The sequence below is a fragment of the Streptomyces sp. BR123 genome (assembly GCF_013401435.1).
Lineage (GTDB): Bacteria > Actinomycetota > Actinomycetes > Streptomycetales > Streptomycetaceae > Streptomyces.
The window spans coordinates 38,025-51,727 of record NZ_JACBGN010000018.1; the positions used below are offsets into that span (position 1 = coordinate 38,025).

Sequence of the window (13,703 nt, forward strand, 5' to 3'; positions counted from 1 at the left end):
CAGCAGCATCCCGAGGGCATCCACGGAACTCGGACCGCCGTTGCGATTGCCGGTGCCGATGCCGCCGCAGCCGTCGGCTGCCCGCTCCGGCGCGGCGGCGATCCCCGGGTGGGCGGAGACCGATGCGACGGCAGGAGCGGCCGACCCGCGGGTCAGTAGCCGGGGCTCTCCTCCCGGGGTGCGGGGGCGGCGGTGGAGGTGGCGACCCGTGGCAGGGCGTACGGATGCTTCTCGGCCAGCCAGCCGACCAGCTGTTCGCGCACCGTGCAGCGTGCGGTCCACAGGTCGTCCGGGTCCCGGGCGGTGACGATGGCCCGCACCACGATCGTGCTGGGGGTGGTGTCGGTGACCGCGAGGTCCCAGCCGCGGCCGTCCCAGGCCTCGCAGCCGTCCAGGATCTCCTTCAGCTTCTCGCGCATCAGCGCCACGGGGGTGGTGTGGTCGCAGTGGAGGAACACCGTGCCGGTCATCTGGATCCCGCCGCGCGACCAGTTCTCGAAGGGCCGTCCGGTGAAGTAGGAGACGGGCATGGTGATCCGGCGCTCGTCCCAGGTGCGCACGGCCAGGAAGGTGAGCGTCACGTCCTCCACCACACCCCACTCCCCGGCGACGACGACCGTGTCGCCGATGCGCACCATGTCGCCGAAGGCGATCTGGAACCCGGCGAAGAGGTTGCCGAGGGTGGACTGCGCGGCCACACCGGCGACGATGCCGATGATGCCGGCCGAGGCCAGCACGGACGTGCCGACGGCGCGGAAGGCGGGGAAGGTGAGCAGCATCGCGGCGGCGGCGACCACGCCGACGACGGCGGTGACGATCCTCATGATGAGGGTCACCTGGGTGCGGACCCGGCGGACGCGGGAGGGGTCGCGGGTGCCCAACGCGTAGCGCGCGTACGAGGATTCGACCACTGCGGAGGTGACGCGGACGACGAACCACGCACTCGCCCCGATCAGTACGAGCGTCAGGACCCGCCCCACGGTCGCCTCGTGGTTCCGTAGCGGTTGCCACGCGATCTGCCGGTACGCCCCGCGCAGTATCGCCGTGAGCAGGAGGACTCGTACCGACGGGCCGCAGCGTCGGAGCATGTTCCACAGCGGCGTCTCGGGGTGTCGGGCGTCCGCGCGCCGCAGCAGCAGGTCGATGAGCCAGCCTGCGGCGAGGGTGAGCAGGATCGAGCCGCCTATGACGGCCAGAAGGCGGAGAAGGCTGTCCATGACTCCTCGAAGAAGGGGTGGGGCGGGGAAAGGGTTCCGTCGCGCGTGCCCGGCGGCGCCCGCGCGGGCGATCCGGGGCCGGCCGAGGTGTCTCGCCGCCTCCTCCGGCACGGCGGAGGAGGTACGGTCGCGGTGGAAGCGGCGCCCGGACGGCTCGGGGCCGAGGCCGACGCCGAGCGCATGCGGACCGGCCCGCCCCGGCGCGGCCGACCGCTCCGGGGCGGCGGGTCAGCCGTGCAGCAGTTCCCGGCGCAGGGCGTCCAGGGTGCGGGAGAGCAGGCGGGACACGTGCATCTGGGAGAGGCCGATCTCCGCACCGATCGCGGCCTGCGTCATTCCCTCGCCGAAGCGCAGTTGCAGGATGCGCGTGCAGCGCTCGTCCAGGTCGGCGAGCAGGAGCGCCAGGGCCTGCCAGTCCTCGACCGCCTCCAGGGCGGGGTCGACGTCGCCCAGGGTCTCGGCGAAGGTGCGCGGGGCCCGGCCGGGCGCCGGCGCCTGCGTGCCGGGGGCGGTGGACTCCTGGGGCGCGTCGAGGGATTGCGTGGAGTAGCCGTTGGCGGCGACCAGGCCGTCGCGGACCTCGTCCTCGGGCAGGTCCAGGTGTGCGGCGAGCTCCGCGGAGGTGGGCTCGTGGCCCAGTACGGCGGTCAGCTCCTCGGCGGCCTTCGCCAGTTGCGAGCGCATCTCCTGCAGGCGGCGCGGGACGTGCACGGCCCAGGCTGTGTCCCGGAAGTGGCGTTTGATCTCGCCCGTGATGTACGGCATGGCGAGCGTGGTGAACTGGGTGTTGCGGTCGGGGTCGTAGCGGTCGATGGCCTTGATCAGGCCGATGATGCCGACCTGGACTATGTCCTCGTTCTCCGGGCCGCCGGGCCGGTCCCGGAACGGGCGCGCGGCGAAGCGCACCAGCGAGATGTTCATCTCGATCAGCGTGTTGCGTACGTACTGATACTCCCGGGTGCCCTCCTCCAGGCTCCGCAGCCGTTCGAAGAACACGCGGGTCAGGTGCCGGGCCTCGGACGTGGACAGTTCGCTTGGGCAGGGTACGTCCGGCAGCCCGCGGAGCGCGGGTGCGCCCGCTCCGCCGTCGGCGGGGGTGGCGGTCGTCGTCGGGGTCGTCGTCGCCTGGGCCGTGGTCTCGACCGTGGCCGTGAGGGTCATCGTCTGCGCTCCTTGGGCACGGGTGCTTGCGGTGCGTTGCGCGAATGCTCGGTCGTCTCGGTCATGCGGAAGTGCGCTTCCGCTTACTGCACCCTGCCGGGGCCGCGGACACACGTCAAGTGATACCGGAAAAACAGTTCGGGATTTGCTTTTCGCGAGTCGCCAATCAAGAATGCGATGGTGGAGAACGAGCACACGGGTCCCCGCCGAAGCCGCTGGACCTTCCTGACGAACCACGCCCGGGTTCTGGTCACCATCGCGCGCGACCCCGGGATCCGACTGCGCGACATCGCGGCGAACTGCGACCTGACCGAGCGCACCGTGCAGGCGATCGTCACGGACCTGCAGGCGGACGGGTACCTCACGCGCATACGGGACGGTCGGCGCAACCGCTACGTCATCGCTCCCGGCGCCCGTTTCCGCCACCCCGCGGAGGCCGACCGCGAGATCGCCGGCCTGCTGGCCTATCTCGTCGGCCCGCTGACCGCCCCGGCGACGGCTACGGCTGCCGGCGAGGAGGCGAACGACGCACCCGGCAGTCGGACCGCCGACATCCCGGCAGCCGACAGCCCCGCCTGACGGTGTCGCGACGCAAGCCGACGGCTGCCCGGCTCGGGGAAGACGGGAACCGGCGGGCACCGGCCCACTCCGTCACCACCAGCCCGTGGGATCCGGCCCATGGGCGGGCCCGGCCGGCCCGGAAGAGGGAAGCGGCGATCGGGCCGGGGGCGCCGTTCGACCGGACCGGGAGGCCCTGGTCGCCGCCCTGCGCGCGGACCAGGCGGGCGAAGACGGCGTTCGACAGACGACGAGGGCGCACTGTCGGAGGCGACCGCGGCAGGCGGCCGCCGGAAGCAGCGCAGCTCATGCGCGCCGGCGCGCACCCTGTCATGGAGTCGCGTCAGCCGGAACCGCCACCCCGGGAAGACCGCGGCGAGCGCATCGACCGACCCCCGCCTCCTACAGCTCGGGTTGGTGCTGGGGCTGGACGACGAGGAGCCAGTCGTCACCGCGGGTCTCGACGGTGAAGCCGGCGTTCCGGAACACCGCGGCGAGGGCCAGGCCGAAGGCGTGCCGGAGACCGGGGAGGTCGTTCCGGCCGACGTTGCGGCTGCGGCGCGGCCCCCGACGCCTGACCCGCACGCTGCGGACCTCTTCCGGCATCCAGCCGACCATCACGCCGCGGGCGTGCCGAACGGTGCGGATGCCCCCCGCTCCCGCCTCGCCCTCGGTGAACCCGGCCTCCATCAGAACCTCGCGAACCGCGGCCTGAAACTGTCCTTCTTGATCAGTCACGGCCCGCACTGTAGACGGAGGGCAGCCTGCTCGGCTGAGTGCGCGCCGATCGGCGCGACACGTTGCGAGGGGTGCAGGGCGGGGTGCGGGGCCGGGTGTCAGGTGTGGAGGCGGCTGTTGGTGCCGTCGTGACCGTCGGCGCTGTCGTCGTCGAACCAGTAGTCACCGGCGGCCAGGTAGCGGAAGGCATGGGTGGCGGGAGAGGGAAGGGCAATGGTGACGGCGCGCGTGCCGTCGCCGCGCGCCTTCAGCGGGTGAGCCGCGGGATCCCACTGGTTGAAATCTCCCACCACGCTGACCGGTCCGTCCGGAGCGTTCTCGGGGAGGACGAAGGTGACCTGGGTGCGGCCCTTGACCTGCTTGCGTTCGAGCACCGAAAACTCCAGAAGACGGAGGGAAAGACGGCCCTGTGGATCGTCGCACCAGAGCGCGACCGCTCGGCACGGCACGCGCAGGCGAGCGCCCGGTCATCACCCGCCCAGCCTCCGACCGTCAACCGCACTCGCGAGCGCGACGAGCTTCCGACAGCGGCCGGGCGGTGACCGCCGTGCGGAACCACCGCGCCCTCCTCGGCGGCAGGCGCGGGGCGGCCGAAGATCAGCGAGACCGGTCCGGCGGCCGCCACCACCTCGCCCGGCCACCGGTGCGGGGCGGAGCGGTCACGGGCGGACCAGGCGATGAGCGGCTCGGCGAGCATCACGTCGGCCGGCACCGCACCGCCGATCACCCCGGCGATCCGGGCAGGAACGCAGGCGGAGCAACCTCGCGCAGGCTCGACCCCTCCCCCCGCGGCGGCCCGTCCACCACGCGGCCAGGGCGACCACGGGGTGGAAGTGCGCGCCGGACACCGGACCGGGCAGGGCGATCCGCCGCCCGGCGGCCGAGCGGGGCCGTCTCCGTCACCCCGTACCACCCCCCGGCGGCCGGGGCGACCGGGGCCTGCAGCAAGGAGGGCAGCTTGGCCGGGGCCGCGGACAGGACCGGGTGGCAGCCCCCGGGTGCCGCGCCGCCCGGAGCCGTCCGGGCCGGTCTCGCGTCAGCACCTTCAGGTGGCGGGAGGTGATCGGCTGGGAGACGCCGAAAGGGCCGGTCAGGTCGCAGACGCAGGCCGGGACCGCCCTCGTGGGAGGCGATCAGGGACAGCAGCCGCAGCCGCACCGGGTCCGCTCGCGGACCATCGGCCAGCAGCACACCACGGCGTCGTCCTGCCCGAGGACGACCCGGCTCCGAATGAGACACACGCCTATATTGACAGTCATCTATCCATGAGGCAGGCTTCCTATATCGACATCCGTCGAAACAAGATCTCGGATTGGGAGACCGCCATGTCCCGTGTCCAGCTCGCCCTGCGCGTCGCCGACCTCGAAGGATCCGTCGCCTTCTACACGAAGCTGTTCGGCACCGAGCCGGCCAAGCGCCGCCCCGGCTACGCGAACTTCGCCATCGCCGAGCCCCCGCTCAAGCTCGTCCTCATCGAGGGCGAGGCCGGCGAGGAAACCCGCCTGGACCACCTCGGCGTCGAGGTTCAGAGCACCGACCGAGTCGCCGCGGCCGCCACCCGCCTCAAGGGCGCCGGCCTGGCCACCTTCGAGGAGAACGACACCTCCTGCTGCTACGCCCTCCAGGACAAGGTCTGGGTCCACGGCCCGGGCAGGGAACCCTGGGAGGTCTACGTGGTCAAGGCCGACGCCGACACCCTCGCCAAGGCCGCCGACACCCCGGAGGCCTGCTGCGGCACCACCGCCGGCTGCGCCTGCGGCAGCTGATGCCAACGGGGTGGGCGGGCGGCGGATTCGGCATACGAGGGTCCCTGCCGATCCGCGGGCCGGATCCCGCCGACCACCGATGACGATGGAGCCCGGCAGCTCGGCGAATCAAATATCGGTTGCCCGTCGGCGATGGCGGTGGATCCAATGACCGGCATGATCATCCGGGCGCGCCCGTGACGGCGGGAGGTGAGGAAAGCGAACCGCCGGGCCCGGCCACCGCGCGATCCGGGTGGGACACGACCGCATCGTCTGAGGGAGACGCCGCCTGATGAACACACCTCCATCGCCGTCCGGATCCGAGCGGACCGGCGGGTCGGCCGTCCGGATCGGCGCCTTCGTCCCGCTGACGCGGCCCGGCTGGGTCGAGGCGGGCCGGCACCTGCTCGCAGGCCTCGACCTGGCCGTAGGCGAGGTCAACGACGCCGGCGGGATCGGCGGAAGACCGCTGGAGTTGCTGGTCCGGGACACCGCGGCCGACCCGGAGCGGGCTGCGGCGGCCGTGGACGAACTGGCCGGCCTGGGTGTGGCCGCCGTGGTGGGCGAGTACCACAGCGTCGTCGCCCGCGCCGCAGCCGCCCGGGCCGACGCCCTCGGCCTGCCGTTCCTCTGCTCCTCCGCAGTGCTCGATGCGCTCACCGAACAGCCGACGGACTGCGTCGCGCGTCTGGCACCGCCCCAGTCCCGCGGCTGGCGGATCTACGCGGACTTCCTGCTCGGGTCGGGCCGGCGGCGGATCGCCGTGGCGACCCAGCCGAGCGTCTACTGGGCGTCGGGAATCCGCGTCCTGCGTGACCACTTCGCTCCCCGCGGCGGCACCGTCATCGAACTCGACACGAACGCACTCGCCCCCGCAGCCCTGTGTGACGCGCTCGTCGACCACGGTGCGACGGCGCTCCTCCTCCTGGTCGGCCATCCGGAGCCCGCGGTACCGATCGTGAAGGCCGTCCGCGGCGACCGGCGGCTCGCGGAGATCCTGATGGGCGCCCCGGCCGGACAACCGGAGTTCGCCGAATGGGCCGCGGCGCTGGGCGGGGACGGCGCCGGGATCCCGTTCCTGCGCTACCTGCCCGAGCGCCTCGGCCCACTCGGCGAACGCGTCGGGAAGGAGCTTCGCGAGCGGCTGGGCGAAGCACCCTCCTTCGTCGCCTTCGAGGGCTGGGACGCCATCGCCGTGCTCGCCGACGTGCTGCGTGCCCATGGCACGGACCGGGCGGCCATCGCCGGGTCATGGCCACGCGCGGCCGTCGAGGGCACGCGCGGACCGATCCGGTTCTCCCGTACGCCGGGCATCAGTGTGTGGCAATGGGCGTGGCCGGACATCCAGGTCGTCGATCGGGACCCGGCGGAACCCGGCCGCTTCCGCATCCTCCACACCGGCTGAAGGACCACGGAAGCCCGAGGCCTTCCGCTGCCTGGCGGACTCGCCCCCCACAGGCGAATCCGCCGCTGCCTCGGAAGCCTCCTCCCCCGCCGTCGCCGGGGCTCGCACACAGGGCCGGCCACGGGGTCGGAGCATGCTGCATCGGGGCTCGCTCGTTCGCATGGCAGGCGAGCGGGTCGCAGCGACTCCGGCGTACCGTTTCGCCATGGTGGAACCCGGACGCAGCCCGCCCCGGCACGCCGCACCGACACGGCCGGCTCAGCATCACCACCCGGACCATCCGTGCCGTCGCGGCGGACAGGCGGCCCCTGGTGCGCAGCGCCAAGGGGCGCTCACTGCGGCACGGGGGCACTCGCCGGTCCAACGGTGACCCGGGCGAACACCTGCCGCAAGGGCAAGCAAGTTCGATCCCATGACTACGCGATGAGGCCGGAAATGGACAGAAAGAAGCCGGAGCATCTCAACGACCCTGAATCACTCTCTGACGAAGAGATGATGAAACTGATCAACGAGATCCTCGACAGCGTCCCACCCGAACAAGCCGAGGCCTGCCTCCTCGCCATTGCCGGCGGGAAACCGGCTCCCCGGGACGTTCCGGTCGACCTGACCCCCGCCCAGGCGAACGACCTCCTCCTCTTCCTCCACAGAGGCGGCGGCTGACCGACTCGTGGGCGCACGCACGGGGAACACGATGGTCTCCGTGCCCCCGCGCGTGCGCCTTGCTTCCGGCACGAGGCGTGAGCAACCTGTGCGTCCATGACCACGAGTGACACCGACGGCGACACTGCGGAGCCCCCGGCCCGGCCGCCACAGGCTCCCGCCGCCAGGCGCCCCTGGTTCGCCGGGGCTACTGCGTTGGCCTTGGTTGTCGCCATGGTCGGCGCAGTGCTGGCAGCCTTCGTGACCCCGCTCGGGGATCATCTGATGAAGGCCCTGCTCGATGAGCCGACCTGCCCCGGCAAAGCCTGCGACGGCAAGAACCCCCAGAACCAGGGCTGCGGAGAAGACGCCCGGACGTTCAAACCCGAGATCAACAACCCTGCGCTCCTCCAGATTCGGCGCAGCGAGGACTGCAAGGCTGCCTGGGCGAGGATCGAACGGGGAAACCCCGGAGACCTGGTCACGGTGAAGGTCGCCGGCGGAACGAAAAGGACCTCAGAGGTCGAGTACGGGGATGACCAGTTCACCCACATGGTCGCCGTTCCGGATGGCGACTTTCAGATCACCGCCTGCGCGATTCCGAAAGCGGGCGGCAAGAGCACGTACGCGACCTACTGTGTGCACGCCACCGAGGCCACGGCCTGGCGGTGACGTGTGCTGTCGACACGATCCGCCAGGGCCGCTCCCGTGGCCGGCCGGGGTGTCAGGAGTGGACGGCGGCCACCAGCTCGCCGGTCGTCACCACCCGGGCGAAGCCGCCGCCGTGCAGTGAGACGGCGCTCGCGCGGGTCAGGTCGTCGGCCTTCAGGTGCCAGCCGTTCGGGCCGGTCAGGTCGAAGGTGTGGGTGGCGTCGAGGGCGACCAGCACGTCGTAGCCGAGGTTTCCGCCCATGCGGGCGGTGGTCTCCACACACATGTTGGTCTGGATGCCGACCAGCACCACCTGGCTGATCGCCGCCTTCTTGAACCAGTCGTCGAGGTCGGGGGTGCCGTAGAACGCCGAGTTCACCGATTTGGTGACGAGCAGCTCCGGCCCGCGGCCCCTGCCGCGCCTTTCCTCGACGTACTCCTTGAAGTCGTTCCCCTCGCACCCCGTCCGCAGCGGCGAGCCGGGCGTGTTCGAGTCGTGCCGTACGAAGACGACCGGCCGGTCCGTGTCCTGCCAGGCCGCGATGAGCGAGGCGATGTTCCCGTCGGCGGCCGGGTTGTTGCGCGGTCCCCAGAACTCCGACTCGTCGAAGCCCTTCTGCACGTCCACCACGACCAGTGCCGCGTTCTGTGTGATCTCCATGCCCCTCATCCTGCCGCCCTGGCCGAGCCGCTCACAGGAGGCGAAAAGACGGCGATCGATGGTTTACTGCCAGGATGATCCGAACGGCACCGGCCGCCCACCGCATCGCCCTCCTCGCCTTCCCCGGCATCCGGGCCTTCGACGTCTCGGTGATCACGGAGGTGTGGGGCGCGGACCGCACCGACCGCGGGGTGCCCGCGTTCGAGCTGCGTCGGGTGGCTGCGAACCCGGAGCCGGTACCGATGCGCGGCGGGCTGGCACTGGCACCGGACCGCACCCTCGCCTGGCTGCCCCGCGCCGAGCTGATCCTGGTGCCGGGGCTGGACGACCATGTCACCCCGGCGCCCGCACCGGTCCTCGCGGCGCTGCGCCGGGCCCACGCCCGCGGCACCACCATCGCCGCGCTCTGCGGCGGCGCGTTCACACTCGCGCAGGCCGGGCTCCTCGACGGCCGCCGGGCGCTGACCCACTGGGCGCTGACCGATCTGCTGCGGGCCAGGCACCCACGGGTGCGGGTCGAGCCGGACGCCCTGTTCATCGAGGACGGCAACCTGTGGACCTCCGCCGGAACGGCCGCCGGCATCGATCTGTGTCTGCACCTGGTGCGCACCGCCCACGGCGCGGAAGCAGCCGCGACCATCGCCCGCTCCATGGTCACCGCACCGTTCCGGACCGGCGGCCAGGCCCAGTTCGTCGAACACCCCACCGCGCACGCCAGCCGCGACGCGGACGCGCTGGCCGAGGTACGCGCCTTTGCCCTGGCACACCTCCACGAGCCGCTCACCGTTTCCTCGCTCGCCGCCCGCGCCGGTATGTCGCCGCGTTCCTTCGCCCGCCACTTCGCGGCGGCCACCGGAACCACCCCGCTGCGCTGGCTTGTGGACCGCCGCATCGCAGCAGCCCAGAAGCTCCTCGAACGCACCGATCTGCCCATGCCCGAAATCGCCCGCCGGTCCGGCTTCGGCAGCGAGGTCACCATGCGCCAGCACTTCGCATCCCGCCTGGCGACCAGCCCGCGCGCCTACCGCACCTCGTTCGCCGAATAGCCGCCCCCGGCACAGGAGCGCGTCGGCCGAGCGTGTCGCGGCGGACGCCGGCTGCCCGCTCCGCCCGCTCCAGGAACGCGCCCATGGCTGACAAGACGCTCCCGGGGGCGAGGGCTTTCGGTTTCAGGCGATGTGACAGGCGAGGACAGCCGGGTTCAGAACGCGGAATGGGCGAACCAGTGATCGAGCAGATCCGGGTCGCCGAGCAGCCGGAAGGCGTCACTTCGGCGGTCCCCGCGACCGTAGAGCAGCAGCAGGAGGTCCGAAGCCGTTCCCTGGACCGTGGCGTCTGCCGTGCGCGACGGGGCTCGGTCGGCCACCAAGGCGAAACCGTCGGGGCGCAAGCCGACCAGCCAGTCGCCGTCGCCTTCGCCATCGCCGTCGGTGCAGCTGAAGCGAATGGTCCTGTCGGGGGCGCGCAGTTGGGCGGTCAGCGGCGCGAAGGAGGATGCGAACGGCAGGTTGGTGAGGAACTCGTCGATGCCGTCGACCGCCATCGCGTGATTGATGCGCGGTGAGAGCCCCAGTGCGATTTCGGCATCGGCCCGGTGGACGAGGGTCTCGAAGAGCATGCGCCGGACCCAGAACCGGGCGTGCTGGTCGACCCCCCATGCCCACATCGGCGCGTCCGGATCGGTGGCGGCGAACACCTCGGCGGCCTCCGCAGCGCCGGCGGTCAGCCAGTCCGGGAGATCGCCGGCGCGCTCCGGCAGGCGCAGGTCCACCTCGCGGCTGGTCGGCGGCTGCTGGATGCGCTGCCGAAGCAGTTCGCTGAACCAGCGCTGCACGCTGCCGACGTGCTGCGCAACGTCGGCCAGCGTCCAGCCGGGGCAGGTCGGCACCGGGGTGGAGAGGTCGCTCGCCGTGACCGCGGCGACGAATGCGGCAGTCTCGGCCGCGACGGCCGCTCCGTGCTGGGCGGGGGTCATGTGTGCCCTTCCTCTGGCGGTACCGCAGTTGCTTAAGGGGTTGGATGATTGAGGTTCTTAAATAAATGGGACGGTAATTCGCGGGCGGCGAGGATGTCAACTTCCGCCCCCGCCTCAGCGCGGGAGGTTGCGACCGCCCGCGCTTCCGTGATCACCAAGCCACCGCGCCGACCGGCACGAGCGGGCGGCGGAGTCCGGCCGACGGGGAGCACCAGCCGTGGAAACGGTGGGCGGAGCCCGCGCGGCTCTTGCGAGCATGCACGCCATGAACACGACGGGGGATGAACGGATCGAAGTGGTGCCGCTCGGCACGACGCGAGCGCAGGGCACGGTCGAGGCGATCGCCGGAGGGCGGCTCCTCGTCCGTACGCCCGGGCTGGTGGAGGTCCACGACCGCGAGGACTTCCTCGCAGGCAAGGCAGGGGGCGCGACCGCGGCCTTGCGGACGCAGGAGCAGGAGCGGGCGGTCCCGACGCCCGACGGCGGATTCGTGGTGGCCGGAGTGGCGTCGGTACGGGCGCTGGGCCCCGCCGGCGGCCCGCGCTGGGAACTTCCCCACGCCCCGTGGCACGGCACCGCCCGGGCGCACTCCACCCCGGCCGTCAGCCCGGACGGGCGGCTGGTGAGCGTCGTCGTGCCGGTGCTGGAGCCCGACAGGGAGAAGGCGGCCCTGGTGTACGACCTGGAGCCGGACCGGAACTACACCTGGGACGACCTGCTGCTCTTGGACGCTGCGACCGGCGAGGTGCTCGGTCGGCGGCAGCTGCGTTCGCTGGCGTCGGCAGCGGTGCAGTCCTGGCATCCGGACGGCGGCGCCTTGATGGTGTCCTGCTGGACCGCCTGGCAGAGCTGGTCGACCTGGTGGGCCGAGCAGCACGCCGACGGCATGCGGATCCTCGGCGGCGCGTGGATGCGGGCGTTGACGGGTTTTCTCCCCGGCTCCCGGGTACTGACCCAGCGGTACGCCGAGCACGTGTTCCCCGACGACGACCGCGACGAGCTGGCGGCGTACGACCTCGGCTCCGGGGAGCAGACGGCGCTGCTCGACCTGGCGGAGCTGGCCGTCGACCCGGAGAACGACGAGTTCTTCTCCGCCGAGGTCCTGGACGGGCACCACGTGCTGGTCCCTGGCCGGGTGTACCCGGGGGGTGGGGCTCCTGAGACCCGGCACTGGCTGCTGAACGCCGACACGCTGCGTCCGCTCGGCCGGCTGGACTACCCGGCACCGGCGCCACCCGCCTTCTCGATCGCGGCCCCGGCGTCCAGGGCGCCCTGGCGGTTGCTGCTGTAGGTCAGGATCACTCCGATGCCGCGCTCGGCGATCTCGACGGCGGCGGCCTTCACCGCCTGGCGTTGTCCGTGGAAGGGCGGAGGCGTTCGGGGGCACCGGCGTGGCCCGCTTGACCTGCCGGGCCACGGGCCGCACAGTCGGGATGCGGAGCCGCGCGGGCACCGGCGTCCCTGCCTGCCGGGCACGCCGCGCGCAGAACGCCCGTCCGGGTACACCGGGCGGCCTTGACCTCCGGGAGCGGCTGTGTCAATGGTCGTCGACCTGATCGTGATCGGCACGGCCATCACCCTCGGACCGCTGCACAACAGCGCCTTCATCCTGCTGCTCGCGTCGCGCCGCGGCGTCCGCAAGGGCCTCGCCTTCCTGTTGTCCTGGCTGGCCGACCTGGTCATGGTGGTCGCGCTGGTGGTGCTGCTGACCGGCGGGACGCCGCCCATCCACCACAGCACACCGTCTACTGCCGCGGTCGCCGCCAAACTCGCGATCGGTGTCGGCCTGGTGCTCTTCGGCAGCTACCGGCTCCGGGGGCTGCCCCGCCCGTACCGGCCACCGAGCTGGACGGGCCGCATCGACAACGCCTCCCTCGGCACCGCCGCGGCACTCGCCTGGCTGCTCCAGCCGTGGGCCCTGGTCGCCGCCGGCGCCGCCACGGTCGTCGATGCCGACCTCTCCACCCTCTCCGACTGGCTCGCCCTGACCGGCTACTGCCTGCTGGCCACCCTCAGCCTCCTGATCATGGAGCTGTACACCGTGTGGGCACCGCGCGCCGCGACGGCCCGGCTGACCGCCCTGCGGACCTGGCTCGAGCAGCACCAGGAGCAGCTGCTCATCACCCTCTCGCTGCTGGCGGGACTCTGGCTGACCGCCAGCAGCATTTACGCACTCGTCGCCTGACGGCCCACCGACACGGCGAAGGCGAGCTCGTCGCCCACGGACGCACCGCAACGGCGCCGGAGCGGCTGGCCGAAACCCTCGGCCTCGACTGGGCGGAGTGGATCTGCGAGCCGGAGCACCACGACGATGTGGGCTGGGAGCAGCCGCCGCAGGGTCCGCCCGCAGGCCGCCGGCCGCAGCGTGCGGCCGGCGGGCTGCGGGAGGGGACCGACGCCACGGCGGGGACGGCGCGTGCCCTGTGCCCCCGTGCCCCGCCGTGGCGTCCCACGATGTCCCGAACCGACCCCGACCGATCAGCTCACGCGTTCGATGCGCGCCCGGCGGATCAGGTTCTTGCCCGGCTCCCGCACCTGCTCGAAGGCCGCGTTGTTCAGCAGGGCGCAACTGCCCGACGGACCGGTCACCGTCACCGTCGTCGCACGACCGTTGTCGAGGTTCGTCACCTTCAGCTTCGTCCCCACCGGGAACGTCCCACTGCTCGCCGCCGGCGCACCCGCCTCACCCGACAACGTCACCGTCGACCCCGGACACACCACCTCCCCAGCGGCCGGAGGCACCTGCCCACCCGCCGCACCGGACGCACCGGACGCACCGGACGCACCGGACGCACCGGCCTGCGTGTTACCGCCACCGGCCACCTTTTCGATGCGCGCCCGGCGGATCAGGTTCTTGCCCGGCTCCCGCACCTGCTCGAAGGCCGCGTTGTTCAGCAGGGCGCAACTGCCCGACGGACCGGTCACCGTCACCGTCGTCGCACGACCGTTGTCG

Annotated in this window: 15 protein-coding genes and 1 pseudogene; 8 read left to right on the forward strand and 8 right to left on the reverse strand. The window is 72.2% G+C overall.

The genetic code is table 11. The features are described from left to right. Positions 1 to 152: 152 nt before the first annotated feature. Both HYE82_RS05130 and HYE82_RS05135 read right to left on the reverse strand, forming a co-directional pair. Positions 153 to 1,217, reverse strand: coding sequence for a mechanosensitive ion channel family protein (locus tag HYE82_RS05130; RefSeq protein ID WP_179172712.1), 1,065 nt, complete (start codon positions 1,215 to 1,217; stop codon positions 153 to 155). Between the two features lie 228 nt (positions 1,218 to 1,445). Next, complete coding sequence (locus HYE82_RS05135; protein WP_179172713.1) at positions 1,446 to 2,378, reverse strand: SigB/SigF/SigG family RNA polymerase sigma factor; 933 nt, start codon at positions 2,376 to 2,378, stop codon at positions 1,446 to 1,448. Between the two features lie 177 nt (positions 2,379 to 2,555). Here HYE82_RS05135 and HYE82_RS05140 point away from each other — a divergent pair, with 177 nt between their 5' ends. Continuing rightward, positions 2,556 to 2,957, forward strand: coding sequence for a helix-turn-helix domain-containing protein (locus HYE82_RS05140; protein ID WP_179172714.1), 402 nt, complete (start codon positions 2,556 to 2,558; stop codon positions 2,955 to 2,957). Positions 2,958 to 3,338: 381 nt separating this feature from the next. On the opposite strand, the gene HYE82_RS05145 is transcribed toward HYE82_RS05140, so the two are convergent. From HYE82_RS05145 to HYE82_RS38865, 3 genes are all read right to left on the reverse strand, one after another. Continuing rightward, a complete protein-coding gene (locus HYE82_RS05145; protein WP_179172715.1) occupies positions 3,339 to 3,674 on the reverse strand; it encodes a hypothetical protein in 336 nt (111 codons plus the stop codon). A gap of 98 nt (positions 3,675 to 3,772) precedes the next feature. Then, positions 3,773 to 4,048 carry an isoamylase early set domain-containing protein gene (locus HYE82_RS05150; RefSeq protein ID WP_179172716.1) on the reverse strand — a complete coding sequence of 92 codons (276 nt, stop codon included), beginning with the start codon at positions 4,046 to 4,048 and terminating at the stop codon, positions 3,773 to 3,775. A gap of 525 nt (positions 4,049 to 4,573) precedes the next feature. Then, entirely contained in the window at positions 4,574 to 4,768 is a 195-nt protein-coding gene (locus HYE82_RS38865; RefSeq protein ID WP_306439543.1) for a hypothetical protein, read from the reverse strand. Positions 4,769 to 4,999: 231 nt separating this feature from the next. Here HYE82_RS38865 and HYE82_RS05160 point away from each other — a divergent pair, with 231 nt between their 5' ends. From HYE82_RS05160 to HYE82_RS05175, 4 genes are all read left to right on the forward strand, one after another. After that, positions 5,000 to 5,440: an ArsI/CadI family heavy metal resistance metalloenzyme gene (locus tag HYE82_RS05160; RefSeq protein ID WP_179172717.1), complete on the forward strand. Its 441-nt coding sequence runs from the start codon at positions 5,000 to 5,002 to the stop codon at positions 5,438 to 5,440. A 271-nt stretch (positions 5,441 to 5,711) separates the two neighbouring features. Next, positions 5,712 to 6,824: an ABC transporter substrate-binding protein gene (locus tag HYE82_RS05165; RefSeq protein ID WP_179172718.1), complete on the forward strand. Its 1,113-nt coding sequence runs from the start codon at positions 5,712 to 5,714 to the stop codon at positions 6,822 to 6,824. Between the two features lie 435 nt (positions 6,825 to 7,259). Continuing rightward, positions 7,260 to 7,484: a hypothetical protein gene (locus HYE82_RS05170; protein ID WP_179172719.1), complete on the forward strand. Its 225-nt coding sequence runs from the start codon at positions 7,260 to 7,262 to the stop codon at positions 7,482 to 7,484. Positions 7,485 to 7,580: 96 nt separating this feature from the next. Further along, positions 7,581 to 8,135, forward strand: coding sequence for a DUF2690 domain-containing protein (locus HYE82_RS05175; RefSeq protein ID WP_179172720.1), 555 nt, complete (start codon positions 7,581 to 7,583; stop codon positions 8,133 to 8,135). A gap of 52 nt (positions 8,136 to 8,187) precedes the next feature. Here the strand turns inward: HYE82_RS05175 and HYE82_RS05180 are convergent, their stop codons facing one another. Continuing rightward, positions 8,188 to 8,775: a cysteine hydrolase family protein gene (locus tag HYE82_RS05180; RefSeq protein ID WP_179172721.1), complete on the reverse strand. Its 588-nt coding sequence runs from the start codon at positions 8,773 to 8,775 to the stop codon at positions 8,188 to 8,190. 74 nt (positions 8,776 to 8,849) lie between these two features. Between HYE82_RS05180 and HYE82_RS05185 the strand changes: the two genes are divergently transcribed. Next, entirely contained in the window at positions 8,850 to 9,821 is a 972-nt protein-coding gene (locus HYE82_RS05185) for a GlxA family transcriptional regulator (protein ID WP_179172722.1), read from the forward strand. Positions 9,822 to 9,976: 155 nt separating this feature from the next. Here the strand turns inward: HYE82_RS05185 and HYE82_RS05190 are convergent, their stop codons facing one another. Next, positions 9,977 to 10,750 carry a maleylpyruvate isomerase family mycothiol-dependent enzyme gene (locus tag HYE82_RS05190; protein WP_179172723.1) on the reverse strand — a complete coding sequence of 258 codons (774 nt, stop codon included), beginning with the start codon at positions 10,748 to 10,750 and terminating at the stop codon, positions 9,977 to 9,979. 265 nt (positions 10,751 to 11,015) lie between these two features. On the opposite strand from HYE82_RS05190, the gene HYE82_RS05195 reads away from it, so the two are divergent. Continuing rightward, on the forward strand, positions 11,016 to 12,041 hold the full coding sequence (locus HYE82_RS05195) for a hypothetical protein (RefSeq protein ID WP_179172724.1): 1,026 nt from the start codon (positions 11,016 to 11,018) through the stop codon (positions 12,039 to 12,041). Between the two features lie 249 nt (positions 12,042 to 12,290). Beyond that, the gene (locus HYE82_RS05200; protein ID WP_179172729.1) at positions 12,291 to 12,935 is read left to right on the forward strand and encodes a GAP family protein; all 645 of its coding nucleotides are present in this window, start codon (positions 12,291 to 12,293) and stop codon (positions 12,933 to 12,935) included. A gap of 293 nt (positions 12,936 to 13,228) precedes the next feature. Here HYE82_RS05200 and HYE82_RS37705 read toward each other — a convergent pair. After that, positions 13,229 to 13,703: pseudogene (locus tag HYE82_RS37705) on the reverse strand (septal ring lytic transglycosylase RlpA family protein); the annotation flags it as partial.